22 protein-coding genes and 1 riboswitch are annotated in these 23,251 nt (G+C 64.0%); of the genes, 14 read left to right on the top strand and 8 right to left on the bottom strand.

Annotated features, from left to right (window positions below; translation table 11 throughout):
- Positions 1–156: 156 nt before the first annotated feature.
- The 3 genes from AC5RU9_RS17785 (at position 157) to AC5RU9_RS17775 (ending at position 4,510) form a co-directional block, all read left to right on the top strand.
- Positions 157–1,356: an allantoate amidohydrolase gene (locus AC5RU9_RS17785; protein WP_494017462.1), complete on the top strand. Its 1,200-nt coding sequence runs from the start codon at positions 157–159 to the stop codon at positions 1,354–1,356.
- Positions 1,353–2,708 carry a formimidoylglutamate deiminase gene (locus tag AC5RU9_RS17780; RefSeq protein WP_494017461.1) on the top strand — a complete coding sequence of 452 codons (1,356 nt, stop codon included), beginning with the start codon at positions 1,353–1,355 and terminating at the stop codon, positions 2,706–2,708. Before AC5RU9_RS17785 ends, AC5RU9_RS17780 begins: the two co-directional genes overlap by 4 nt.
- A 332-nt stretch (positions 2,709–3,040) precedes the next feature.
- Positions 3,041–4,510, top strand: coding sequence for a sugar porter family MFS transporter (locus tag AC5RU9_RS17775; protein WP_494017460.1), 1,470 nt, complete (start codon positions 3,041–3,043; stop codon positions 4,508–4,510).
- A 55-nt stretch (positions 4,511–4,565) separates the two neighbouring features.
- Here the strand turns inward: AC5RU9_RS17775 and AC5RU9_RS17770 are convergent, their stop codons facing one another.
- From AC5RU9_RS17770 to AC5RU9_RS17760, 3 genes are read right to left on the bottom strand one after another with little or no spacing between them, the layout of a single operon-like run.
- Positions 4,566–5,804, bottom strand: a complete 1,239-nt coding sequence (locus tag AC5RU9_RS17770) for an MFS transporter (RefSeq protein ID WP_494017459.1) — start codon at positions 5,802–5,804, stop codon at positions 4,566–4,568.
- A gap of 32 nt (positions 5,805–5,836) precedes the next feature.
- Entirely contained in the window at positions 5,837–6,280 is a 444-nt protein-coding gene (locus AC5RU9_RS17765; RefSeq protein WP_494017458.1) for a MarR family winged helix-turn-helix transcriptional regulator, read from the bottom strand.
- Positions 6,281–6,321: 41 nt separating this feature from the next.
- On the bottom strand, positions 6,322–6,792 hold the full coding sequence (locus tag AC5RU9_RS17760) for a GNAT family N-acetyltransferase (protein WP_494017546.1): 471 nt from the start codon (positions 6,790–6,792) through the stop codon (positions 6,322–6,324).
- 141 nt (positions 6,793–6,933) lie between these two features.
- Here AC5RU9_RS17760 and AC5RU9_RS17755 point away from each other — a divergent pair, with 141 nt between their 5' ends.
- From AC5RU9_RS17755 to cycA, 5 genes are all read left to right on the top strand, one after another.
- On the top strand, positions 6,934–7,263 hold the full coding sequence (locus AC5RU9_RS17755) for a PadR family transcriptional regulator (protein WP_011776451.1): 330 nt from the start codon (positions 6,934–6,936) through the stop codon (positions 7,261–7,263).
- A 1-nt stretch (position 7,264) separates the two neighbouring features.
- Positions 7,265–7,630 carry a DUF1048 domain-containing protein gene (locus AC5RU9_RS17750; protein ID WP_211710721.1) on the top strand — a complete coding sequence of 122 codons (366 nt, stop codon included), beginning with the start codon at positions 7,265–7,267 and terminating at the stop codon, positions 7,628–7,630.
- Positions 7,627–8,424 carry an ABC transporter ATP-binding protein gene (locus AC5RU9_RS17745; RefSeq protein WP_494017457.1) on the top strand — a complete coding sequence of 266 codons (798 nt, stop codon included), beginning with the start codon at positions 7,627–7,629 and terminating at the stop codon, positions 8,422–8,424. The genes AC5RU9_RS17750 and AC5RU9_RS17745 overlap by 4 nt, the downstream gene beginning before the upstream one ends.
- Positions 8,421–9,182, top strand: a complete 762-nt coding sequence (locus AC5RU9_RS17740; protein ID WP_494017456.1) for an ABC transporter permease — start codon at positions 8,421–8,423, stop codon at positions 9,180–9,182. The genes AC5RU9_RS17745 and AC5RU9_RS17740 overlap by 4 nt, the downstream gene beginning before the upstream one ends.
- A gap of 161 nt (positions 9,183–9,343) precedes the next feature.
- Positions 9,344–10,804, top strand: a complete 1,461-nt coding sequence (gene cycA, locus AC5RU9_RS17735; RefSeq protein ID WP_494017455.1) for a D-serine/D-alanine/glycine transporter — start codon at positions 9,344–9,346, stop codon at positions 10,802–10,804.
- Between the two features lie 511 nt (positions 10,805–11,315).
- On the opposite strand, the gene AC5RU9_RS17730 is transcribed toward cycA, so the two are convergent.
- From AC5RU9_RS17730 to AC5RU9_RS17720, 3 genes are all read right to left on the bottom strand, one after another.
- On the bottom strand, positions 11,316–12,464 hold the full coding sequence (locus tag AC5RU9_RS17730; RefSeq protein WP_494017454.1) for a mannitol-1-phosphate 5-dehydrogenase: 1,149 nt from the start codon (positions 12,462–12,464) through the stop codon (positions 11,316–11,318).
- Positions 12,464–14,488: a PTS mannitol transporter subunit IICBA gene (locus tag AC5RU9_RS17725; RefSeq protein ID WP_494017453.1), complete on the bottom strand. Its 2,025-nt coding sequence runs from the start codon at positions 14,486–14,488 to the stop codon at positions 12,464–12,466. Before AC5RU9_RS17725 ends, AC5RU9_RS17730 begins: the two co-directional genes overlap by 1 nt.
- Positions 14,489–14,554: 66 nt before the next feature.
- Positions 14,555–15,277: a TetR/AcrR family transcriptional regulator gene (locus AC5RU9_RS17720; RefSeq protein ID WP_211710727.1), complete on the bottom strand. Its 723-nt coding sequence runs from the start codon at positions 15,275–15,277 to the stop codon at positions 14,555–14,557.
- Between the two features lie 117 nt (positions 15,278–15,394).
- Between AC5RU9_RS17720 and ptsP the strand changes: the two genes are divergently transcribed.
- The 5 genes from ptsP to AC5RU9_RS17695 all read left to right on the top strand — a co-directional run bounded on the left by ptsP (position 15,395) and on the right by AC5RU9_RS17695 (position 18,997).
- Positions 15,395–17,080 carry a phosphoenolpyruvate--protein phosphotransferase gene (gene ptsP, locus AC5RU9_RS17715; protein WP_494017452.1) on the top strand — a complete coding sequence of 562 codons (1,686 nt, stop codon included), beginning with the start codon at positions 15,395–15,397 and terminating at the stop codon, positions 17,078–17,080.
- A gap of 32 nt (positions 17,081–17,112) precedes the next feature.
- On the top strand, positions 17,113–17,391 hold the full coding sequence (locus tag AC5RU9_RS17710) for an HPr family phosphocarrier protein (RefSeq protein ID WP_494017451.1): 279 nt from the start codon (positions 17,113–17,115) through the stop codon (positions 17,389–17,391).
- A gap of 24 nt (positions 17,392–17,415) precedes the next feature.
- Positions 17,416–17,814, top strand: coding sequence for a helix-turn-helix domain-containing protein (locus AC5RU9_RS17705; RefSeq protein ID WP_494017450.1), 399 nt, complete (start codon positions 17,416–17,418; stop codon positions 17,812–17,814).
- On the top strand, positions 17,795–18,604 hold the full coding sequence (locus AC5RU9_RS17700) for an alpha/beta fold hydrolase (protein WP_494017449.1): 810 nt from the start codon (positions 17,795–17,797) through the stop codon (positions 18,602–18,604). The genes AC5RU9_RS17705 and AC5RU9_RS17700 overlap by 20 nt, the downstream gene beginning before the upstream one ends.
- Before the next feature lie 132 nt (positions 18,605–18,736).
- Positions 18,737–18,997 carry a DUF6480 family protein gene (locus AC5RU9_RS17695; RefSeq protein ID WP_494017448.1) on the top strand — a complete coding sequence of 87 codons (261 nt, stop codon included), beginning with the start codon at positions 18,737–18,739 and terminating at the stop codon, positions 18,995–18,997.
- A gap of 63 nt (positions 18,998–19,060) precedes the next feature.
- On the opposite strand, the gene AC5RU9_RS17690 is transcribed toward AC5RU9_RS17695, so the two are convergent.
- On the bottom strand, positions 19,061–20,125 hold the full coding sequence (locus AC5RU9_RS17690; protein ID WP_494017447.1) for an ATP-dependent DNA ligase: 1,065 nt from the start codon (positions 20,123–20,125) through the stop codon (positions 19,061–19,063).
- 406 nt (positions 20,126–20,531) lie between these two features.
- Positions 20,532–20,677, top strand: a riboswitch (cyclic di-AMP (ydaO/yuaA leader).
- A 2-nt stretch (positions 20,678–20,679) separates the two neighbouring features.
- On the opposite strand from AC5RU9_RS17690, the gene AC5RU9_RS17685 reads away from it, so the two are divergent.
- Complete coding sequence (locus AC5RU9_RS17685) at positions 20,680–21,828, top strand: hypothetical protein (RefSeq protein WP_494017446.1); 1,149 nt, start codon at positions 20,680–20,682, stop codon at positions 21,826–21,828.
- Positions 21,829–22,004: 176 nt separating this feature from the next.
- Here the strand turns inward: AC5RU9_RS17685 and AC5RU9_RS17680 are convergent, their stop codons facing one another.
- The gene (locus AC5RU9_RS17680; protein ID WP_309992694.1) at positions 22,005–23,219 is read right to left on the bottom strand and encodes a helix-turn-helix domain-containing protein; all 1,215 of its coding nucleotides are present in this window, start codon (positions 23,217–23,219) and stop codon (positions 22,005–22,007) included.
- Between the last annotated feature and the right edge of the window lie 32 nt (positions 23,220–23,251).

Raw genomic sequence — 23,251 nt, 5'->3', positions numbered from 1 at the left:
ATTTCGCGGGATTCCGGGAAATATGTCGCTCCACATCACCACGGGGTGACGCCCATGTTTCCGGTCCGTTAAATACCGCACTCCCAGCCTCGAACCCTTGCCATGTGATGACAACTGCTTTTTACTTGGTGGCAGTCGTCAATATCGGAGGAACACGTGGAAACCGTCAATAAGCTCCTTGGGTCCATCAAGGACGTAGGCCGGGATGGCGTGCGCGGAGGCTACTCCAGGGCCGTATATTCAACGCCCGAACTCGATCTCCGCGAGTGGTTCATCGAGCAAGCCGCGCAGCGGGGCCTGGACGTCGAGACAGACCGCAACGGCATCATCTGGGCCTGGTGGGGCGAGCCGCAGGACGGCGCGCTGGTCACCGGAAGCCACCTCGATTCGGTCCCCGGCGGAGGCGCTTTCGACGGGCCCCTCGGCGTCGCTTCCGCACTGGCCGCCGTCGACATCCTTAAAGACCGCGGGCTCCAGCTGCACCGCTCCTTGGCGGTCACCGTCTTTCCGGAGGAAGAAGGGTCCCGATTCGGCGTGGCATGCCTGGGTTCCCGGCTCCTGACAGGTGCGATCGACGTCGACAAGGCGCTGAACCTGCGTGACGTGAACGGTGACACTTTCGCGGATGTCGCACGGTCCAACGGCCTGGATCCCCACCATGTCGGCGCTGATCCGGAAGCGATGGCCCGAATCGGTGACTTTGTGGAACTGCACGTGGAGCAAGGCAAGGGACTGGGGCAGGATGGTCCGGCCATCGCCGTCGGAAGTTCGATCCTGGGTCACGGGCGCTGGAAGATCAGCGTCAGCGGGCAAGGAAACCATGCGGGCACCACGCTGATGGCAGACCGCGCTGATCCGATGGTGGCTACAGCCCAGATCGTCCTGGCTGTGCGCGACACCGCGGCGAAGCAGCCGGACGCCAGGGCAACGGTGGGCCGCTTGACCCCTGTTCCCGGCGGCACCAACGTCATCGCCTCCCGCGTTGACCTGTGGCTCGACGCCCGCCACCCGGATGACGCCGTAACCGCCCGCCTTATCGAGGCCATCCATGCCGCGGCGCAGGAAGTCGCCGCAGCCGAAGGTTGCACAGCGACCCTCACCGAGGAGTCCTACAGCGGGACCGTTCATTTTGACTCGGAGCTAAGCCGTCGGATCGGTGGCCTGCTGCCGGGCGCGCCGGTGCTGGCCACGGGCGCCGGCCATGATGCCGGCGTGCTGGCCGGGTACGTACCCTCCGCCATGCTTTTTGTCCGCAATCCCAGCGGTATCTCGCATTCGCCCGAAGAATACGTTGCCGATGAAGACGCTTCGTCCGGAGCCGTTGCCCTCGCAGATGTTTTGGAAGGTCTCCTGTGACCGCGTTCTGGTGTGAAACGGCGATCATCGCGTCCACGAGCGGGTCACGGGAGCCCGAGGCCGCTTCCGGAGTGCGCTTGGAAACCCACGACGGACGGATCACCGGTGTCACGGCAGGCAGCCAGCCTCAGCCCGGCGACAAAAGGCTGGAGGGCATCGTCTTCCCGGCAGCTGCCAATGCCCACTCGCACGCCTTCCACAGGGTCCTGCGTGGCCGCACCCATGAAGGGCGTGGGGACTTCTGGGTGTGGCGGGAGCAGATGTACACCAGCGCGTCGGAGCTGACCCCGGAGAAATACGAAAAGCTTGCGACGGCCGTTTTTGCGGAGATGGTGGTGACCGGCTTCAGCAGCGTTGCGGAGTTCCACTACGTCCACCACCAACCCGATGGTGCACCTTATCCGGAGCCCCACGCCATGGAATTGGCGCTGGCCCGCGCCGCCATGGCAGCCGGAATCCGCCTGACCCTTCTGGATACCCTGTACCTGGCCGGCGGAATCGGGACGCCCCTCAGCCCCGAGCAGGCACGGTTTGGAGACTCGGACGTCCACGCATGGCTGGACCGCCTGGCCTCGCTCCGTACTGCCATTGCCGGGAGCTTTCCTGCGGATCGCGTGAGCGTCGGGGCTGCCTTGCACTCGGTGCGGGCCGTCCCCGAGGAGGACCTGAAGGTGGTGGCCGCGAAATTGCCGGCAGACATTCCCCTCCATATCCACCTGAGCGAACAGCCTGCCGAGAACCAAGCCTGCCTCGAGGCTTACGGCACTACCCCGGCTGGCCTCCTGGAACGTCACGGGCTGTTGACGGACAGGCTCTCGGCCGTTCATTCAACCCACCTGACGCCGGAAGACATCACCTCGCTTGGTGAAGCCGGCACCACCGTGGTGATGTGCCCCAGCACCGAAGCCGACCTCGCAGATGGGATTGGCCCGGCGAGGGAACTTTCGGATGCGGGAGCCACCATCGCCCTGGGCACCGACCAGCACGCCGTGATCGATCCATGGACTGAAATGCGGACCCTTGAACACGGGGAGCGGTTGGGCAGCGGCCAGCGCGGGAGGTTCTCACCGCAGGAATTGCTGCGGGCCGCAACCGAAGGAGCAGCCCGTTCCATGGCCACCCCGGTGGCTGGCCCGGTCCTTGAAGTGGGCGGTGTTTGCGACCTCATGGTCATCGATCCCGCCTCCACGCGCACCGCCGGATCGCGGCCCCTGCAGATGGCATTCAGCGCGACAGCCAGCGACGTCACCGAGGTGGTCATCGCTGGGAAGTTGCTCGCCTCGCACGGCGTGCACGCACGGCTGGGCAAGCCTGGTACCGTGCTGGCGGAGGCGCTGAAGGAGCTCTCCTAGCGCTGGTACTCCGGCTCACAAGCGGCCGACGGCGGCCCTTGGGTTTGGCACCAGACTCAAGGGCCGCCGTCGTGCTTTGTGTTCAATTAGTTGATCCAATAGGAAGGTTCAGCCCCCGAAAACGCCACGCCAGGGCTCACAGGGAACATACAGCTGACAGCCAGAGCCTTTTGGGTTAAGGAAGTGAACGCAGGTCATCTGACACGGCTTGACTGGAACTTGCGTGATGGGCCGTGCCACACTGTGTAGCGCGAGTGCACCGGCGTCCCCGTCGGAACAGCCGACGACGTCCCGCACCGCGATCCCACACCACCATTCCCAAAGGGAGTCCCATGTCCAGTTCCAGCACCGAAGGCGCACCCCCAGTTTCGCGGAAGGTGATCGGCCTGGCCGTTGCCGGCGCGGTGGGCGGCTTCCTCTTCGGCTTCGATTCGTCCGTGGTCAACGGCGCCGTGGACGCAATGGCGGACGAGTTCGTCATGAGCGAGGCCGTAACGGGCTTCGCTGTCGCCGTCGCCTTGTTGGGATGTGCCGCCGGCGCCTACCTGGCCGGCAATGTAGCCGACCGTTACGGACGCATTCCCGCCATGAAGATCGGCGCACTCCTGTTCCTGGTGAGTGCTGTGGGAACCGGCCTGGCGTTCAGTGTGTGGGACCTTGTCTTCTGGCGGCTGGTGGGCGGTTTGGGCATTGGACTGGCGTCCGTCATTGCTCCCGCGTACATTTCCGAGATCTCCCCCCGCCACGTGCGCGGGCGCCTTGCTTCACTTCAGCAACTGGCCATCACCACCGGTATCTTCGCCGCGCTCCGGTCCGACGCAGTCCTTGCCAACTCAGCCGGCGGCGCCGGTGGAATGCTGTGGCTGGGGATCGAAGCCTGGCGCTGGATGTTCATAGCTTGCGCCATTCCGGCTGCCGTGTACGGGTTGATTGCGTTCCGTTTGCCCGAGTCCCCGCACTTCCTGGTGCTTAATGGCAAGGAAGACCAGGCCCGCACCATTTTCCAGAGGCTTATTCCGGGTGACGACATCGAACGGCACATTCGTGAGATCCGTGAGTCCATCCAGCAGGAAAAGCTCTCCACCAAGAAGGGCTCGCTCCGCGGCAACCGGTTTGGCCTGCTTCCCGTGGTGTGGATCGGCATCATCCTGTCGGTCCTGCAGCAGTTCGTGGGCATCAACGTGATCTTCTACTACTCAACCACCCTCTGGAAGGCAGTCGGGTTCCAGGAAAAGGACTCCCTGACCATCTCCGTCGCCACCTCAGTCACCAACATCCTGGTGACAATGGTGGCCATCGCCTTGGTGGACCGCATCGGTCGCCGCCCCATCCTGTTGACCGGTTCGATCGGCATGGCCGTGTCCCTGGCTGTTATGGCGTTGGCGTTCTCCTCGGCAACCGGAACGGGTTCCGAGATCTCACTGCCGGGCGCCTGGGGACCCGTGGCCTTGGTCGCTGCGAACGTCTTCGTCATCAGCTTCGGAGCCTCCTGGGGGCCGCTGGTGTGGGTCCTGCTGGGCGAGATCTTCCCGTCCCGTATCCGTGCCCGTGCCCTGGGCCTGGCAGCGGCCGCTCAATGGATCGCGAACTTTGCCATCACGCTCAGCTTCCCCATCATGGCGGCGGGTTCGCTGCCCCTGACGTACGCCATGTACGCAGCGTTCGCGGCGGCGTCGTTCTTCTTTGTGATGTTCAAGGTTCCCGAGACGAACGGCATGTCCCTTGAGCAGGCCGAGACACTGTTCGTTCCCAAGGGGGCGCCGGTAGCGCCGCTGCCGGTCACCTCGGACGAAACCAAGTAGACGCACAACGAGCCCCGCGGATTACCGCGGGGCTCGTTTTTTCTGGCGGGAAGCCTTAGACCAGGTGCGGCTCGTGCGAACTGAGGTAACTGCGGCCTCCGAAGGCCACGAGGATCGCGATCACCATGGCAACGGCGCCTGCGAAGAACGGAACCTGCGGGCCGAAGTGCTCGCCCAGCTGGGCCGCCGCGAACGGGGCCAGCGCACCACCCATCCAACGCACAAAGTTGTAGCCGGCCGACGCGACGGGGCGCGGCGAATCCGAGACGCCCATGGCCAGCTCGGTGTAGACCGTGTTGTTGATGCCCAGCAGGGCACCGGCCACGATGACAAGCACGACGACGGCAGTCACCGAGTGCCCGGCAGCCAGTCCCAGCCCGACCAGGTCGAGCATCAGGGCGGCGAGGGTGCCGGTCAGGACCTTGACGGCACCGAAACGCTTCTGCAACACGGGAGCCACGAACACGGAGAAAACGGCCACAGCGACGCCCCACCCGAAGAACACTCCCCCGATCCCGTAGGCGTCCATGCCCAGGATGAAGGGCGTGAAGGCCAGGATGGTGAAGAAGCCGTAGTTGTAGAACAGTGCGCTGGCCGCAGTGGTGCGGAGGCCTTTGTGCCCAAGGGCCAGGAGCGGGTCGCGGAGCCGGGACTTCTTTGCCGGGGCAGGTGTTTTAGGCAGCAATGCCAGCAAGGCAATGAAGGCGGCAGCCATCAGGACTGCCGTGCCGAAGAACGGCGCGCGCCACTGCCAGCCGCCAAGGAGTGCTCCGAGCAGCGGGCCAAGCGAGATGCCCAAGCCGAGGGCGGCTTCGTACAGGATGATGGCCGTGCCGGTTCCACCGCTGGCCACGCCCACGATCACAGCCAAGGCTGTTGCAACGAACAACGCGTTACCGAGGCCCCAGCCGGCGCGGAAGCCCACCAACTGTTCAACGCTGCCGGACAAACCGGAGAGCGAGGCAAACACCACGATGATCGCCAAACCGATCAGCAGCGTCTTCTTGCCGCCGATGCGGGAGGACACGAAACCACTGATCAGCATTGCAACGGCCGTCACCAGGAAGTAGCTGGTGAACAGCAACGAGACTTCACTCGTGGACGCCTCAAGGTTCTTGGCGATCGCCGGGAGGATGGGGTCCACGAGGCCGATGCCCATGAACGCGAAAACTGCTGCGAGGGCGGTGGCCCATACAGCCTTCGGCTGTTTGAGGAGGGATGCTTTCTCCGCCTCGAGGGTGTTTTCGATGGTTGTTTCGGCGCTTGCTGAAGCGTCAGCCAACTGGCGTGACATTCAATGGCTCCTTGTCGGTGCGTAGATTCTGGTTAGTTCTGGAATGAGCTGTTGAGCTTGGCGATCACGGGCAGGGCGGCCGCGAGCTGCTCAATCTCCTGGCTGTCGAGGCCCTGGAGCAGTTCGGCCACCATGGCGTTGCGCCGCTGGTCGGCGGATTCGACGGCGGCTGTCCCGGCCCGGGTAATGGCCACCTGGACGGCGCGGGAATCGTCGGGGTCGGGTTGGCGGGTGACCAGGCCTGCGCGCTCGAGCTTGATGATCTGCTCCGTGGCGCTCGGGACTTTGATCCCCAGGTTCTTGGCGATATCTCCCACGCGGAGCCCGGCGTCGAAGATCATGGAGAGCAGGCTCAGCTGCGCGGCAGTGAGTTCGCCCTCCGGGTCCAGACGGCGGAACATGTATACGCCCAAACGGAGGGCCTCACGGTATTCCTTCGCGAGGTGGGTGAGGCTGGGATCGAAAGTACCGTTCATATTTAGGTACCCTAATAGTTAGGGTACCTAATAGTCAAGTGCTAGAGTGCGAGCTTCATGCCTTCGTGGCTCGCAACGAATCCCAACCGCTCGTAGAAACGGTGCGCATCAACCCGCGACTTGTCCGTGGTGAGCTGGACCAGCGAGCAGCCACGCTCCCGCGCCTGGCCAATGACCCACTCGATCATCAGGGCCCCAACGCCTTGCCCTCGGAGCGCATCCGAGACCCGCACCGCCTCCACCTGTGCACGCCAGGAACCCTTGCGGGATAGGCCCGGAATGAAGCTGAGCTGGAATGTGGCCACGACGTCGCCATTGAGTTCGCCCACCACCAGAAGGTGGGAAGGGTCGGCGTCGATCGCTTCAAAAGCCAGCTCATAGGGCGCCAGGTCGTCGGCGCTTTCGCGCGAAGCGCCGAGCTGGTCGTCAGCAAGCAGCGCCAGGATCCGCGGCAGGTCGCCCTTTTGGGCGCGGCGGAGGCTGAAGATTCCAGGCTCGACGGCGGCAGTCATCAAAGTGGGCGCGGAACCGGATTCTGTAGTCACCACCCCAGCATGTCATTTTGTCGTGGAACTCAGTATTGCTAAGTACCGGTACTTAGTTCTACTATGTAGTGGTAGCTAGTAATACTGAGTAGCGAATGGAGGTGTCTGATGGGCAAGCAAATGACCGAGATGCTCAAAGGCACATTGGAGGGAATCGTCTTGGCCCTCCTGACCGGAAAGGCAGCCTACGGATACGAAATCACCACACTCCTCCGGGAGCAGGGATTCACCGAGATCGCCGAAGGCACCGTGTACGCCCTACTGGTCCGGATCGAACAAAAGGGGCTGGTGGACGTGGAGAAGCGGCCGTCCGAAAAAGGGCCACCCCGCAAGGTGTACACGCTCAACACCCAAGGCAAAAAAGAACTCAACGAATTTTGGAACACCTGGAGCTTCTTGTCCGAACGGCTTGAACAGCTCCGTAAGGAAGGAAAATAACATGGCAGCAAAATGGATCGAACTGGTCACCGGATCACTCGAGCAGAAGAAGCAGTTCAAGCAGGCAAAGGCCCGGCTGGAGGCCCTGCCGGAGCCGTACCGCACCGTAGCCACAGCTTTCAACCGGTACCTCATGTACTACGGCGGCGTCACCGAAGGCGACACCATGGTGCAGATGTTCACCGACCTCGCCGACCTCTGGGAACGGGCCGCAATCGAGGGCACGCCCGTGAGCGAAATCGTCGGCGACGACCCCATCGAATTCGCCGAAGCGTTCGCACTGGCCTACGGCGGAAAGCGCTGGATCGACAAAGAACGCGATCGCCTCATCAAGGCCATCGATAAAGCAAAGGAGGCCGAATCATGACTTCAGCGGCCATCAGCGTCCAAGGCATAGAGAAGTCCTACAAGGACCTCCATGTGCTCCGCGGGGTGGACTTCGAGGTGGCGTCAGGCAGCATTTTCGCCCTCCTTGGCTCCAACGGGGCGGGCAAGACCACCATGGTGAAAATCCTGTCCACGCTGCTCAAAGCGGATGGCGGAACGGCCGCCGTCGAAGGCTTTGACGTCGCGGCAGAGTCGCTGCAGGTGCGGGAGTCCATCAGCCTCACCGGGCAGTTCGCCGCGGTGGACGAGATCCTCACCGGCAAGGAGAACCTGATCCTGGTGGCGAAGCTGCGCCATCTGAAGAACCCGGGCCGGATCGCCGACGAGTTGCTGGCTCAGTTCAGCCTCACCGACGCCGGGTCCAGGAAAGTGGCGGCCTACTCCGGTGGCATGCGCCGGCGGCTGGACATCGCGATGAGCTTGATCGGCGAACCCAAGGTGATTTTCCTTGACGAGCCCACCACGGGGCTCGATCCCGAAGCCCGGCTCGAGGTCTGGCACATCGTCAAGAGGCTCGCCACCCAAGGGACCACCGTCCTGCTCACCACGCAGTACCTCGACGAAGCTGAGCAACTCGCAGACCGCATCGCCATTCTTCATGAAGGCCGCATCATTGCGAACGGCACACTAGCCGAGCTCAAGCAGCTCCTTCCGCCGGCCAAAATCGAATACGTCGAGAAGCAGCCGAGCCTGGAGGACATCTTTCTGGCGCTCGTAGGCACCGGAAGCAACGAGTCAAACCACAGCAGCGAGTCAGTAAAGGACAGGTCATGAACACCCACTTCTTCGCAGACACCTCTGTCCTGCTGGGGCGGTCCATGCGGCACATCTTCCGCAGCGTGGACACCATCATCACCACCGCCATCACACCTATCGCCCTGATGCTGCTGTTCGTCTATGTCTTCGGCGGCGCCATCAGGACCGACACAGAGAACTACGTCAACTACCTGCTCCCCGGCATCATGCTCATCGCCATCGCTTCGGGCATCGCCTACACCGCGGTCCGCTTGTTCACCGATATGCAGAGCGGGATCTTCGAACGTTTCCAGTCCATGCCGATCGCACGCTCGTCAGTGCTGTGGGCACACGTCCTGACCTCCCTGGTGGCCAACGGGCTCTCGCTGGTGATCATCGTGCTGGTGGCGCTCCTCATGGGGTTCCGCACCTCAGCCAGCGTGCTGGATTGGCTCGCTGTTGCAGGAATCCTGGCATTATTCACCCTGGCGCTCACCTGGATCGCCATCATCGCAGGCCTCTCCGCCAAGTCCGTGGATGGTGCCGGCGGCTTCTCGTACCCGCTGATCTTCCTGCCGTTCATCAGCTCGGCCTTCGTCCCCACAGAGACAATGCCGGGTCCGGTTCGCTGGTTTGCGGAGAATCAACCGGTCACGTCGATTGTGAACACCATCCAGGATCTGTTCGCGCAGCAACCGGTGGGCAGCAACATCTGGGTAGCCCTGGCCTGGTGCCTGGGAATCCTGGTCCTCGCCTACGCATTTGCCACCGCGGCCTACAAGCGCCAAATCGCCTGATTCCACCAGCCAAAACAACGGCCTAAGCTCCCCTTCTGACCAGGGGAGCTTTCGCCATGCAGACCGATTCGCAATTGGTCAGACATTAGCTATAACTTTATCGAACACATTTGTAACGGCCGTCACTATTGTGGCGGGTCCTTCGAAGGGTTCTTGAACTAATGTCCGACCAGACAACACAGGGGCGACTCCGCGCCTCCAGCAGGGACAGCGAGCCCCACCTGTCACGCTCGCTCAGCAACCGCCACATCCAACTCCTGGCCATCGGCGGCGCCATCGGAACGGGCCTCTTCATGGGCTCCGGCAAGACCATCTCGGTTGCCGGTCCCTCCGTAATCTTCGTGTACATGATCATCGGCTTCATGCTCTTCTTCGTCATGCGGGCCATGGGCCAACTCCTGCTGTCCAACCTGAACTACAAGTCCTTCAGCGACTTCGCCGGCGACCTTCTGGGCCCGTGGGCAGGCTTCTTCACCGGCTGGACCTACTGGTTCTGCTGGGTGGTCACCGGCGTCGCGGACGTCATCGCGATTGCCGGCTACGCCGATGCGCTGTGGCCGGGAATCCAGCTCTGGATCCCGGGCCTGGCCACCATCATCATCCTTCTGCTCCTGAACCTGCCCACAGTCAAAGCCTTCGGCGAAACCGAGTTCTGGTTCGCGCTCATCAAGATCGTGGCCATCGTTGCGCTGATCGTAGTGGGCCTGGTCATGATCTTCACCGGCTTCCAATCCAACGCCGGCACCCCCAGCTTCACCAACCTCTGGAGCCACGGCGGGTTCTTCCCCAAGGAATTCATGGGCTTCGTGGCCGGCTTCCAGATCGCCGTCTTCGCGTTCGTGGGCATCGAACTGGTGGGCACAGCCGCTGCCGAAACCAAGAACCCGGAGCACAACCTCCCCCGCGCCATCAACGCCATCCCCTTGCGCGTCATGCTCTTCTACGTGGGCGCCCTCATCATCCTGATGTCCGTCACCCCATGGACCGAGTTCAAAGCAGGCCAAAGCCCGTTCATCGCCATGTTCTCCCTTGCAGGCCTCGGCATGGCCGCCACCGTCGTGAACCTCGTAGTCCTCACGTCCGCCATGTCCTCGGCCAACTCCGGCATCTATTCGACGTCGCGTATGGTCTACGGCCTGGCCAACGACGGCGACGCACCCAAGCTCTTCGGCCGGCTCTCCAGCCGCAAAGTACCCCAGAACGCACTGTTCCTCTCGTGCGTCCTGCTGCTGGCCGGCGTCGCGCTCCTCTACGCAGGCAAGGACGTTGGCGTGGCGTTCGACATGGTGACCACCGTGTCCGCCGTCTGCTTCATGTTCGTTTGGTCCATCATCCTGGCCAGCTACCTGGTGTACCGCAAGCGCCGCCCCGAGCAGCACGCCGCTTCACCGTTCAAGATGCCCGGCGGCATTCCGATGGTGTGGGTGGTGTTCGCGTTCTTCGCATTCCTCGTGTGGGCCCTGACCACGCAGCCGGACACATTCACAGCACTGCTGGTGACACCCATTTGGTTCGCGATCCTCGGCGTTGCCTACGCGGTGGTTCGCAAGTCCCCGCTGCACCAGGCCCGCGTGGCCGAATGGAAGGCGATGTCCGAAGCCGAAACCGCGGCAGCGCGCTAGACCCGCGCTCCTGAAAAGGCCCGACGCCGGGCACCCAGTTGGGTGCCCGGCGTCGGGCTTTTCTGTTGCCGACCCTCACTCACATCCCTACCCCTTCCCACCGACCCTCACTCACATCCCTACCGCTTCCCACCCACCCTCACTCACATCCCTACCGCTTCCCGCCCACCCTCACTCACCGGCACGGAAAGGCCCGGCGTCGGACACTCAAGTGAGTGCTCGACGTCGGGCCTTTAGGTGGAACGTGAGAGAGCGTCACACCCAACCAGGCGGAACGTGAGAGAGCGTCACACCCAACCAGACGGAACATGAGAGAGCGTCACACCCAACCAGGCGGAACGTGAGAGAGCGTCACGCCCAACCAGGCGGAACGTGAGAGAGCGTCACACCCAACCAGACGGAACATGAGAGAGCGTCACACCCAACCAGGCGGAACGTGAGAGAGCGTCACGCCCAACCGGGTGGAACGTGAGAGAGCGTCACACCCAACCGGGCGGAACGTGAGAGAGCGTCAGAGCTCCGCTTGGCGGTCCTCCACGAGCTTCTGCAGCGCCGGGAAAAGCGGGTGTGCAGGCGTCAGTTCCGTCACACGCTCGACGACGGCGGCCGCGTCCAGCTCGGACAACATGTTGGCGAGCTCCACGGCTTCGTCGTCCGCTCCGTCATCGAACCGCAAGGCTGCGGACATCGCCTCAAGCAGTGCCACGGGGGTGACGCCGCGCTCGGCGAGCTCAGCTGCAGGACCAACGAACCGCTCGTGCCGGCCGAGCTTACGCAGGGGCGCGCGGCCCACGCGGTTCACGGTATCGGGGAGGTGCGGGTTGGAGAAGCGCGACAGGATCTTCTGCACATACGCCTCCTGCTCGGCCTCAACGAAACCGTGTTTGGCCACCAGGAGTTCCTTGGTCTCCTCCAGCACAGCCCGGACCTTGGCGGCCACCGAAGGATCGGCCATGGCGTCCGAAATCTTCTCAATGCCGGCCGCGTAGCCGAAGTAGGCCGCCGAAGCGTGACCGGTGTTCACGGTGAACAGCTTCCGCTCGATGTACGGTCCCAACTCGTCCACGAACGTGGCGCCCGGGATCACCGGCGCGTTGCCCTTGAAGGGCGTGCGGTCGATGACCCACTCATAGAACGTCTCCACCGTGACATCCAGGCCCTGGCCCGGCGCCTGGTTGGGGACGATACGGTCCACCGCGGTGTTGGCGAAAACGGCGACGGCGTCAAGATCCCCGGCGGAGTCATCCCAGGCAGCCCGGATCTCGGCGTGCAGCAGATGGGTGGCATTGATGGCGTTCTCGCACGCCATTACCTGCAAGGGCGGCAAATCCGTGGGGCGGGCAGCCAGCCCGCGGGCTATCACCGGCGCAACGAACTTCAGGATGTGGGGCCCCACAGCGGTGGTGACCACATCCGCCGTCGAGATTTCCTCCACGACGGTGGCTTCCTGCGTAGCCGAGTTCAAAGCCCGGAAGCCTTCGACAGTTTTCACCGAAGGGTTGTCGCCGACCTCATGGACGTCATAGCTGGTGGCCTCCGCGAGCTGGCTGATCAAGGCATCCGCGACGTCGGCGAACACCACCTCATAGCCTGCTTCGTGGAGCAGCAACCCCACGAAGCCGCGCCCGATATTACCTGCCCCGAAATGGACTGCCTTCACTATGCGTTGACCTTTCCGAACAGCTCCAGGACTTCCTCAACCGTGGTGGCTTCCTCCAACTGGGCAACCTGCGCCTTGTTGGTGAAGATCTTCGCGATGGAGGACAGGATGTGGAGGTGTTCGTTGTTGATGCCGGCAACGCCGACCACGAACTTCACTTGCTTGCCGCCCCAATCGATGCCCTCGGGGTAGCGGATGATGGACACCGCAGAGTGCATGATGTGCTCTTTGGCATCGTTGGTGCCGTGCGGAATGGCCAGGAAGCTGCCCATGTAGGTGGACACTGATTCTTCGCGTTCGTGCATGGCGTGGACGTAGCTCATGTCCACTGCACCACGGTCCAGCAGGAGCTGCCCGGCTTCGTCGATCGCCGAGTCGCGGTCCCTTGCCTTGCCGTCCAGGATCACGCTCTCGCGCAGCAGTACTGATTTACCTTCGACGTCGGCGGCCGGCTCAGCGGCATGTGCACCATGGGTGGCGGCTGCTTCAGTTGCGGCGGCAGTTCCGTCAGCGTCCGCGGCGGCAGGGCCTTCGGTGTTGCTGGTCTTCACGAGTTCGACGATGTCGTCATACTTGGGGCTGTTCATGAAGTTGTCCACCGAGTAGTGCACTGCACTGGAGGTCTTCGGCTGGGCGCGTTCGGTCAGGTCCTGGTGGGTGACGACGACGTCGTAGGTGTCACTCAGGTTGGCGATGGCAGAGTTGGTGACCTTCACGTCCGGGAAGCCGGCCGCCTTGATCTTGTTGCGCAGGACCGAAGCGCCCATGGCGCTGGAACCCATGCCCGCGTCGCACGCAAAAACGATGTTCTGCACCGGACGGGTCAGGACAGTGCCTTCACCCTGGGCAGCAACCCTGTCCCCTACCAGCGCGGAGGAGACGGAGCTCTTCTTGCCTTTCATGGCCTCCATGCGGGACGTAGCCGCGGAAAGATCGTCTTCGCCCTTGTTCTTGGAGGTCCGGAGAATCAGCGAGGCAATAAGGAAGGACACGGTAGCTGCAAGGACAACTGCGAGGATGACGCCAATGTAGCTATCGCGTGAAGTCTGGGCAATGACAGCAATGATGGAACCCGGTGCCGCAGGAGCCACCAGGCCTGAGTTGGTGATGGCCAGGGTTGCGATGCCCGTCATGCCGCCACCGATGGCAGCGAGGATGAGGATCGGCTTCATCAGGACGTACGGGAAGTAGATCTCGTGGATGCCACCGAAGAACTGGATGATGGCAGCGCCAGGAGCAGATGCCCGAGCGGCGCCGCGGCCGAAGAACATGTACGCCAGCAGGATGCCCAGGCCCGGGCCGGGGTTGGCTTCGAGCAGGAACAGGATGGACTTGCCGTGGTCAAGCGACTGCTGGATACCCAAGGGGGTCAGCACGCCGTGGTTGATGGCGTTGTTGAGGAAGAGTACCTTGGCGGGCTCGATGAAGATGCTGGTCAACGGCAGCAGGCCGTTGTTGACCAGGAATTCGACCACGCTGCCTGCGCCTTCCGTGAAACGCTTGACGACCCAGGAGAGGCCGTAGAAGCCGCCCAACGCCAACGCTGCACCCCAGATGCCGGCGGAGAAGTTGTTCACCAGCATCTCGAAGCCCGGACGGATCTTGCCGTCCCAGAGGCGGTCGATCTGCTTCATGGTCCAGCCGCCCAGCGGGCCCATGATCATGGCACCGATGAACATGGGCGAGTCCGTACCGGCAATGACGCCCATGGTGGCAATGGCGCCAACGACGCCACCACGGACGTCGTAGACCATCCGGCCGCCGGTGTAGGCGATCAGGAGCGGAAGGAGGTACGTGACCATGGGGCCAACGATGCCGACGTTGGGGGCACCCTTGTCATTGGTGCCGAAACCACCCAGTTCCGGGACCGGAATCCAGCCGACTTTGATGAACAGGGCTGTAATGAGGCCCCAGGCGATGAAAGCGCCAATGTTGGGCATGATCATGCCGGACAGGAATGTTCCGAACTTTTGGACGCCAACGCGGGCGCTGGTGCGGGGCTTCGCAACTGTCTCTGTTGCCATGTGAATTCCTAACGTGTGTCCCGCGGCGGCGCGGGGTCAGTCGATACAGATCGAGCGAGAACAGCCTTAGGAGCTGCTGGAAATGCGGTGAAGCCACTCAAGGAAAAGCTTCAGTTCAGAGCTGGATAGTTGGTCCGAATGCGAGGCCTGCAGTGCCGCATTCAGGGCGATTGCCGCAACAACAACCGAGGACTTACCGGAGTCTTCCGCTGCGGCGCCACGGGCGGTGTCCGTGGAGACGGCAAAAATCATGGAATCCCGGGTCATCGTTGAGAGCTCGAGGTTCCGTTCTTCCACCGGTTCTGCGATCAGCATGAGCGTGACGCCCACGTTGGCCGCCAGGATGCTTCGGGCCGCTTCGCGGGGCGGCACGTTGATCTGACCGGAGATAGCGGCCTTGTTCAGCATCTCTTCCAGAAGCGCTTCAGCATCGGCCACGATTGCTGGGCGGCTTTCCGGCCTGATGTTGCCGAACATCACCAGATACAGGTGGGGTTGGGTCAGGCCGAACTGGACGTGGTTGTCCCACATCCGCCGGACATCTTCCAAAGGCTCCCCGGACGGTGCAAAATCCCGCTCCCCCGCCACATACTCTTCGAAACCGGCGGAAACGACGGCGTCGAAGAGCCCTTCTTTGTCGCCAAAGTGGTGGTAGAGCGTAGGCGCCGTGACCCCGGCAAGCTTGGTGATCTGGCGCGTTGAGACCGCTGACCCCTCCGAATTCGCCAGCAATTCGGCAGCTGCGCGAAGCAACCGAATTTTGGGCGGAAGCTGGTCATCGAAACTCATAACCGCTACCCTAGCACCTATAGCGTTGCTATATGAAGTGGCTCACAAGAGTTATTTATGGGGCTCCCGGTGCCGTCGCCGGCGGGTCTGAACCAACAAGCAGGAACAGAGGATTCAGTGCAGAATTTCCAAGGCGTAGGGGTAAGCCCTGGCCGCATCATTGGTTCCGTCCGCCAGATGCCCAAGCCGGTGAGCGAACCGCCGTCGGGCGAACGGTTGGCCGCGGGCGTCAGCCCGGAAGACGCCGTCGCCGGCTTGAAAGCGGCAGCCCAGTCGGTCCACGACGAACTCAAGAGCCGCGCGGACACCGCCTCGGGCGATGGCAAAGCTGTCCTTGAAGCCACGGCCCTCATGGCCAAGGACACCATGCTCCTGAAATCGGCGGCCAAGCTCATCAACGCGGGTTCCTCGGCTGAGCGCGCCATCTGGGAAGCCGGCGCATCCGTCTCCGAAATGCTGCACAACCTCGGCGGCTACATGGCTGAACGCGCCACGGATGTTTTGGACGTTCGTGCACGCATCGTCGCCGAACTTCGCGGCGTCCCCGCGCCCGGCATCCCGTCCTCCGAGACCCCCTTCATCCTGGTGGCCGAGGACCTCGCCCCCGCCGACACCGCGACGCTGAACCCGGCCGTCGTGCTCGCCCTGATAACGTCCGGCGGCGGACCGCAGTCGCACACCGCGATCATCGCGCGCTCACTCGGCCTCCCGGCAGTCGTTGCCGCCCACGGCGTGGACTCCATCGCCGATGGCTCCGAAGTGTACGTTGACGGCGCGGCCGGTTCCGTCGCCCTGGAACCCGGCGAGGAACAGCGTGCCGCTGCAACCGCCTGGGCGGAAACGTCCGCCACGCTCGCCGAATTCGACGGAAACGGCACGACGGCGGACGGTCACCTGGTGCCGCTCCTGGCCAACGTTGGTGGAGCCAAGGATGCCGTGGCAGCCGCTGGCCTCGGAGCACAGGGAGTCGGCCTGTTCCGCACCGAATTCTGTTTCCTTGAACGCGACACCGAACCCTCCGTGGACGAGCAGGCCGCGGCGTACAAGGCTGTGTTTGACGCATTCCCGGGCAAGAAAGTGGTCCTGCGGACCCTGGATGCGGGCGCCGACAAGCCCCTTCCGTTCCTCACGGATGCCACCGAACCCAACCCCGCGCTGGGTGTGCGTGGTTACCGTACGGACTTCACGACTCCAGGTGTCCTTGAGCGCCAGCTGGAAGCCATCGCCCGGGCAGCTTCCGGGTCCGAAGCCGACGTCTGGGTCATGGCTCCCATGATCTCCACGGCAGCCGAAGCCGGACGCTTTGCCTCGCTGTGTGCTGCGGCAGGAATTCAGACGCCGGGCGTGATGGTCGAGGTTCCCTCTGCCGCCCTCACAGCCGCCACTGTCCTTCGCGAAGTCGGATTCGCCTCCCTTGGCACCAACGACCTCACGCAGTACGCAATGGCCGCCGACCGCCAACTCGGGCCCCTCGCGGAACTGAACACCCCGTGGCAGCCCGCAGTCCTCCGGCTCGTGCAGCTCACGGTGGAAGGCTCAGCCCAGGAGGGCAACAACAAGCCTGTGGGTGTCTGCGGTGAGGCAGCTGCGGACCCGGCCCTCGCCGTCGTTCTGACCGGGCTGGGTGTCACCACACTGTCAATGACCGCGCGCTCTTTGGCCGCCGTCGGCACGGTGTTGAAGACGGTCACGCTGGAACAGGCGCAGGAGCTGGCCCGCCTTGCCTTGTCAGCCCCCAGCGCCACCGAAGCGCGCGACTGGGTCCGTGCCAAGCTCCCCGTGCTTGAAGAGCTCGGCCTCTAGCCCCTATCCATCCGGAATACCAGGAGAAACACATGCCTGAACGCACAGCCACCATCGCCAGCCGCTCCGGCTTGCACGCCCGCCCGGCCGCCCTCTTCGCCGAGGCTGCGGGCGAACAGCCCGTGGAGGTCACCATTGCCATGCAGGGTGCCCCTGCAGATGACGCGCTCGACGCCGCCAGCATCCTTTCGCTCATGACGCTCGGCGCAGCGAATAGGGACGTTGTTGTCCTTCGGGCCGAGGGTGATGGCGCCGATGCTGCGCTGGACGCACTGGTGAAGCTGCTGGAGACGGACCTGGACGCGCAGTAGGTTCTTCCGGGCTAGGCTTCTGGCATGGCACTGATAGCTCCCCGCGTCACGGCCGGGCTCCCCGCCGACGACGCCCGGAATCTCGCGCGTTCCCTCCAGGACAGCAACGACATCACTGTGTTCGTGGACGGCACAGTCCACCGCCTGCCCGATCAGGCGAGGGACGCCGTCGTCGACCTCCTTTCCCGGCTGGGCCGGGGCGACACGGTGACGGTCAGCAGTGTGGAGGAAATGCTCACCACATCCCAGGCAGCGGAGCTCGCGGGCATCTCGCACACGTATCTGCGCAACATGACCGATCGTGGCGAGATTCCCGTGGAGTACCGGGGCACGCATCGTCGCATCCGGCAGGCAGCCATCATGGAGTGGCTTGAAACGCAGCGAAAGAAGCAGTTCGAGGACCATGACGAAACCAGCGATTAGGCAGCGGCCCACGTTCGAGGTCGCCGAGGTCGAGGTTTCGGGCCTGACCGGCCGGATCCACTGGACCAAAGGGACACCGGCGCCGGGTGAGGGCCCCGTGAACGAACCGGCGTACATCCTGATCCACGGCATTGGAGTCTCGCATCGGTACCTGGCGCGGCTCCACGCCGTCCTCGCCGCCCACTCGCCAACCTATTCCTTTGACCTTCCCGGTTTCGCGGGGACTCCCAGGCCGGGCCGCCAACTCCAGGTGGAGGATTACGGCGCCTTCATCGCGGAGGCCCTGGCGTCGCGGGGCATCGAATCGTACGTCCTTGTGGGTCATTCCATGGGAGTGCAGTTTGCCATCGAAGCAGCATTGCATGCCCCCGAGCGGGTTCAGCGCCTGGTGTTGATGGGACCGGTGGTTGATTCCAGGCACAAGAGCGTTTTCCGGCAATCACTGGCCCTCACCTTGGACGGCGTCCTTCGCGAGAGTCCTTCATCCAACTGGATCGTGGTCTCCGACTACTTCCGCTGCGGGCCCCGCTGGTACCTCACCGAACTCCCTGTGATGATGGGCTATCCCACGGAAAAGCGGTTGGCCGGCATCAAGGCGCCGGTGCTGGTGCTGCGTGGGAGCCGCGACCAGGTGGCGGGCCCTGACTGGTCTCTGCGGCTTTCCCGGACCGTGGACCAAGGACGCCTGGTGGAGATTCCCGGGGTGGGACACGTGGCGCAGCACATGCGTCCGCAAGCGGTGGCGGATGCCATCCGCAGCTTCGTCGCCGCGACCACGCAGCGCAGTTAGGCAACGCAGCGCAGTTAGGCGCTGGGGCACGACGTCGGAGCGTGGGTTGGGTGCCCCTTGTTGGTCCCGGTTGGATCAGGCTAGGCTGGCCAGGCAAGCGAATAGTAAGTCTGCTTACGAAAGGGTTTGACCATGACCAGCTATGACCCGGAAGATGATCCCCAAACCTTCGGCGTGAGCGGCGCGACCGGCCCCTTCGACACCGCCGATGCCGACAGCATCCACGAAGATCCAGACATGCGCCAGGACGAGGACGATGATCCCGCTGCCTCCGCCAACCCCGATCCCCTGGACGGCAACGTCACTGGACTGGAGCCAGGGGGCGGGGTGCCCCCGGGTGAAACGCCGCCCGCCGAGGGCAGCATGAGCAGCGACCAGGGGCACGAAGAGTAACTACGTCGCCAACCCGCTGTTGCGTTGCGGGCCAGCAACGTAACAGCGGACTGGCAACGTGCCCTACGGCAGGCTCAGGATCTCCCCAAGATCGTAATCCGCAGGCTCTTCCAACTGCGCGTACGTGCAGCTTTCCGGAGTCCTGTCCGGCCGCCACCGGCGGAATTGCGTGGTGTGGCGGAACCTGTCGCCCTCCATGTAGTCGTACGCCACTTCGATCACGAGCTCGGGGCGCAGTGGCACAAACGAGAAGTCCTTACCCCCGCTCCACCTGCTTTGCGCGCCAGGCATCCGCGAACCACCGGCAGCCTCGTCCTGCTTGGCCCACTCACCCCACGGATGATCACCAAGATCCACCTGGTACGGCTCAAGCTCGGCAACCAGCGCTTCACGCTTGGCCATGGGGAACGATGCCACCACCCCCACATGGTGCAGCCGACCGGCGTCGTCGTGAAGCCCCAACAGTATGGAACCCACCACTTTCGCAGTCTTGTGCCAGCGGAAACCGGCCACCACACAGTCCGCCGTCCGAACATGCTTGGTCTTGAACATCACACGCTTATTTGGTTGATAGGTTCCACCCAGCGGCTTGGACAGAATTCCATCCAGGCCCGCGCCCTCCAACTGCACGAACCACTCCTTGGCCCGCTCGAGGTCCGTTACTGCTGGAGTGACGTAGACGGGCGGTTCGGCCTTGGCAAGCGCGGATTCCAGGATGGCCCGGCGCTCTGAGAACGGCTTGCCCATCAGGTCTTCCTCGCCCAGGGCCAGGATGTCGAACGCGATCATGGAGGACGGCGTTTTCTCGGCCAGCATCCTGACTCTGCTGTCGGCGGGGTGGATCCGTTGTTGGAGGACCTCGAATTCCAGCCTGTTGCCCTCGATCAGGACGATTTCGCCGTCGATCACGCACTTCTCCGGCAGGTTCTTCCTCAGCGCCTCAACCAGCTCGGGAAAGTAGCGCGTCATGGGCTTCTCGTTGCGGCTGCCCAGAATGACCTCGTCACCGTCCTTGAAGACGATGGTTCGGAACCCATCCCACTTGGGCTCGTAGTGCCCCACGTCGGGGATGTCCGGAACTGATTTGGCAAGCATGGGCGAGACGGGCGGCATCACTGGCAGGTCCATAGGAAATGTCTACCCTGCCGTCGGACGCCGAAGCTAGTCTTAGGCGGTGGATATCTTGGCCGTGTTGGCGGTAGTACTCGGAGTTCCAGTGCTCCTGTCGGGCTTATGGTTCTGGATAGCGCGGCAAAACCGGCGGGGAACAAGTCGTGCGGCGGTGGGCGGCATGCTGGGAATTGCCGACGAGATCTTCCGCCCGGAAACACACCAGGCCCACCAAATCCAGAAGATCCAGTACGAGCTGCCAGCTCCCGCGCCGGCCCCGAAGCCTAGGCGCACAGAGCCCCCCGCGTAGCTCGACGTACCGTCCGTTACATTAATGTGACTTTACTTTCCGGCTCATGTACCGTCGTAGGGCGACCCGTATCTCCGCTGGGCCGCTTCCGGATTGACGCCGAGCTCTGCCGCAATCCGGGATCCGCCAGACCCGCGGCAGAGGCGGGGGACCCACAGTTCCCGGGCTTGTTTCCAAGCCCTCGGGGTGAAGCCGCTAAGGCGGCCGGACGGCCTCGTCCGAACCCGACAGCTAACCTCGAAGGCGTTGAGAGGCAACCACCATGTCCCCAACCATGGACCAGCCGCGCCGCGCCCACATCGAACGCGAGCGCACCAAGCCAACCGGACGCCGTCGGGCCGAACCCAGCGGATCCCCCACCGGACCAGCAACAGCGCCTGAGGCACCAAGCACGACGCCGGAACCCGCCGCCGCTGCCACCCCCACCACGCGCGCGGCCGCCCGCGCAGCCGAGCGGGAACGGGCAGCCCGGGCTGAAGCCGAACCCGCAGAACCGGCCACCGCCGCGATCCCGGCAGTACAGGCAGCCCAAGCCGCGGCTCCGAGGTCGACCACGCCGGGCCCTCCCACGGCAGCCATCCCCATCGTGCCGCCGGCAGCACCGAAGCAGGTCACTGATCAAGCCACGCAGCAGGCCCCGCAGCCGGAGCCCACCACGGCAGCCATCCCGGTGGTGGCCGTTAGCAGGAAGGCACCTACCACCAGTCCGGCCAGGACCGGCTTGGGAGCTACGTCCACGTTCAACCGTGAACCGCAGGCCGTGCTTCGGAAGGCCGCCTCGGTCAAGCACATGAGCCAGCGCATGGCCGTGGTCGCCGGCGCCGTCGGACTGGTCCTCACGGCAGGAGGCCTCGGCCAAGCACTTGAGCTGCCGTTCTTCGGCCATGAAACGCCAGCCCAGGATGCGAATGCCCAGGGGGACCGGCAGTCGGCTTCAGCTGCGCCGGGGCCTCGTGCTTCCTATTCCACGGCGGCTTCGCCGTCGGCCTCGGCCGCGCCAACAGCTTCCACCTCATCCGCAGCCGGCCAGCCGGCGACTGTCCCGGAGGCACCTTCTGCAGTCTCGCCGTCGTCGGCTCCGGCCCCGCACGTCTCGCTTGCGGCCCCTGTGTGGGTTCCTTCGGCAGCGCCGTCGGCAGCCAACCCTGCGCCGGGCACGTCCGCAGCAGTACCGACGCAGCCTGCCCCGGCTCCCACTGATGTGCCCGCCGATACGATCACCACGGCCCCGTCTCCGGTCCCGACAACCACGCCCGCGCCGACCGTCACCCCCACGCCGACGCCCACCCCGACGCCGACCCAGATATCCAAGCCGCGCCCCACAGGAAACCCCAACGCCGGTACCAACCCGCAATCCACTGGAACGGCCCTCGACACGATCCTGGACGCGGCCAAGAAAGTAGTGAAATGAGCACGCGGCTACCCCGCACGGCAACGCCCGTCGGCTGGCATGGCCGGTACTGCACCAGCAGCCGGACCGCTACCTTTCGGCGAAGGATGGGCCGTTGGAGCTGCCAGCGCCTGAGGCGTTCCTAGGGGTCCGATCCCGGCAACCCGGGAACCCGGGCGCGCGGGCGCGCAGGTCGCCTAGATTCTGGGGCGCCGTGCCCAGCGGTGTGCCTTTAGTGCCGCGTGCAGTTCAAGCCGGATCGCGCCACTCAACGGGTCAGCCCCGATGAGTTGGCGGATCCGGCCGAGCCGGTTGTAGATGCTGCTCCTGTGCAGGTGGAGCTTCGCTGCGACATCCTGGACGGAACTGTCATTGTCGTAGAGCAACTCCAGGACCGGCAGGAGCTCGCCGTTCCTGTCCTGATCCTCCAACGTCCTGTAGTGGACCGATCCGGTGTCATCCCAGCCACCGGGCGCCAACAGGCGATCGAAAAGCTGGTAGACGCCTACTGCCCGGCTTTCCACGAGCTCGCCCAGCGGCAGGTCCACCGCGGCAGCCTGGGCCGCCACCTTGGACTGGCGGTACGCACCAGCGAGCTGCCGGATTACCTGGAATGGTTCGCTGATGCCCAGGATGACCCGGTCCACGGTCCTTCCGGCCCGCTTGGCGAGCTCCAGTTGATAGTGCACCAGCACCTGCGCATGGTCAGCCCGCCCGCCGGATTCCCGGAACAGGACCACGGAATGCGTCTCTGTTCCGGCACTGAACAGGGCAGCATTGACACCGATCGTGGACTGCAGCGCCGCGGAGCGGTGGGTCAGGGTTGCCGCGATGGGGTCGACGGCGGATCCGGCACCGTCCGGGTCCAGGATGGTCACCAGTTGCCACGGACCCCGCCCTTGGATTTCCTTCCACCCGGCAACGGCAGCCACCGCGTTGGATTCGCCGTTGCAAGCGGAAAGGAACTCCTGTTCGCGGCGGCGCCGGAACTCTGATTCGGCCGTGTTTGAGTCAAGGAGCAGCCCCGCCAGCAGGTCCAGTTCGTCCCGTACGCCAGGCAATTCGGCGAGTATCGCCGTCGCGCTTTGCTCTTCGACATCCAGTTGCACCCACAGGTAGCCGACGCGGAATCCGCGGACCAGGAGTGGGACGCAGACCCTGCCCAACATCCCCAGTTCATCGTTGGCGGGGACTACCACTGGGCGCACTGCCGTGGAGATGCCGTGGGAGAGCTGCCATGCGCTGACGTCGGTGGGGACGCGCTTGCTGAGCAGGAAGTTTACCCGGACGCGGTCGGCGTGCGACTGGTTGGAGCTGTAGGCGAGGAGGACGCCGTCGAGGTCTTCCAGTGACAAGCCGCGGCCGAGCTTCAGCGCGACGCGTTCAACGATCTGTTCCACGTCCTGCTGCATCTCCAAAGCGTACCAACAGGAGGCGACACCTG

The organism is Arthrobacter sp. B0316-5-4 (assembly GCF_059090325.1).
The sequence above is the reverse complement of the archived record's forward strand: the minus strand, read 5'-3'. Positions and strand labels throughout refer to the sequence as shown.

Bases quoted from the DNA above. Each gene is read 5' to 3' on its own strand.
- AC5RU9_RS17690 (WP_494017447.1), bottom strand. From the start codon at position 20,125: ATGGACCTGCCAGTGATGCCGCCCGTCTCGCCCATGCTTGCCAAATCA.
- AC5RU9_RS17725 (WP_494017453.1), bottom strand. From the start codon at position 14,488: ATGGCAACAGAGACAGTTGCGAAGCCCCGCACCAGCGCCCGCGTTGGC.
- AC5RU9_RS17705 (WP_494017450.1), top strand. From the start codon at position 17,416: ATGGCACTGATAGCTCCCCGCGTCACGGCCGGGCTCCCCGCCGACGAC.
- AC5RU9_RS17765 (WP_494017458.1), bottom strand. From the start codon at position 6,280: ATGAACGGTACTTTCGATCCCAGCCTCACCCACCTCGCGAAGGAATAC.
- AC5RU9_RS17775 (WP_494017460.1), top strand. From the start codon at position 3,041: ATGTCCAGTTCCAGCACCGAAGGCGCACCCCCAGTTTCGCGGAAGGTG.
- AC5RU9_RS17745 (WP_494017457.1), top strand. From the start codon at position 7,627: ATGACTTCAGCGGCCATCAGCGTCCAAGGCATAGAGAAGTCCTACAAG.
- AC5RU9_RS17760 (WP_494017546.1), bottom strand. From the start codon at position 6,792: ATGACTGCCGCCGTCGAGCCTGGAATCTTCAGCCTCCGCCGCGCCCAA.
- cycA (WP_494017455.1), top strand. From the start codon at position 9,344: ATGTCCGACCAGACAACACAGGGGCGACTCCGCGCCTCCAGCAGGGAC.
- AC5RU9_RS17685 (WP_494017446.1), top strand. From the start codon at position 20,680: ATGTCCCCAACCATGGACCAGCCGCGCCGCGCCCACATCGAACGCGAG.
- AC5RU9_RS17710 (WP_494017451.1), top strand. From the start codon at position 17,113: ATGCCTGAACGCACAGCCACCATCGCCAGCCGCTCCGGCTTGCACGCC.
- AC5RU9_RS17720 (WP_211710727.1), bottom strand. From the start codon at position 15,277: ATGAGTTTCGATGACCAGCTTCCGCCCAAAATTCGGTTGCTTCGCGCA.
- AC5RU9_RS17680 (WP_309992694.1), bottom strand. From the start codon at position 23,219: ATGCAGCAGGACGTGGAACAGATCGTTGAACGCGTCGCGCTGAAGCTC.
- AC5RU9_RS17695 (WP_494017448.1), top strand. From the start codon at position 18,737: ATGACCAGCTATGACCCGGAAGATGATCCCCAAACCTTCGGCGTGAGC.
- AC5RU9_RS17755 (WP_011776451.1), top strand. From the start codon at position 6,934: ATGGGCAAGCAAATGACCGAGATGCTCAAAGGCACATTGGAGGGAATC.
- AC5RU9_RS17700 (WP_494017449.1), top strand. From the start codon at position 17,795: ATGACGAAACCAGCGATTAGGCAGCGGCCCACGTTCGAGGTCGCCGAG.
- AC5RU9_RS17770 (WP_494017459.1), bottom strand. From the start codon at position 5,804: ATGTCACGCCAGTTGGCTGACGCTTCAGCAAGCGCCGAAACAACCATC.
- AC5RU9_RS17740 (WP_494017456.1), top strand. From the start codon at position 8,421: ATGAACACCCACTTCTTCGCAGACACCTCTGTCCTGCTGGGGCGGTCC.
- AC5RU9_RS17750 (WP_211710721.1), top strand. From the start codon at position 7,265: ATGGCAGCAAAATGGATCGAACTGGTCACCGGATCACTCGAGCAGAAG.